Raw genomic sequence first — 419 nt, 5'->3', positions numbered from 1 at the left:
AAATACTCGCGGCGCCTCCCGGTAGCAATGAAGCTCACACGCGGTCCGTTCGTGCTCGCCGTGGCGCTGCTGGTCCTCGTCGCCGCCACCGGCGGCGCGGTCGCGCAGTCGTCGGGCGACGACCTGTACGAGTCGCTGGAGGAGATGGTGCCGACGTACAACGACAACGTCGACGGCATCAACCTCGGGCCGATCAACCTCGCGGGGACCAGCAACATCTACGTCGAGGACGGCGACTCGACGGTCACCTACGCGGTGACGATGGACGACCGGAACCGCATCACCGGACTGTCGGAGAGCCCGAGCGACGACGCCGTCAGGAAGATAACGACCGACCGTGAGACGATCCGGGGGATCGTCGACGCCGACGACCCGGCGACGGCGTTCCGGGACGCGGTGGCGAACGACGACATCGCCAT

Annotated in this window: 1 protein-coding gene; it reads left to right on the top strand. The window is 67.3% G+C overall.

Annotated elements, in window-relative coordinates; genetic code table 11:
- Positions 1-27: 27 nt before the first annotated feature.
- The coding region (locus EXE45_RS18085) for a hypothetical protein (RefSeq protein ID WP_137695135.1) at positions 28-419 on the top strand (392 nt) is incomplete at its 3' end.

It is taken from the genome of Halorubrum sp. SP9 (assembly GCF_005435015.1).
In the GTDB taxonomy this organism is placed as follows: Archaea; Halobacteriota; Halobacteria; order Halobacteriales; family Haloferacaceae; genus Halorubrum; species Halorubrum sodomense.
This window is presented reverse-complemented; position numbering and strand designations above follow the sequence as displayed.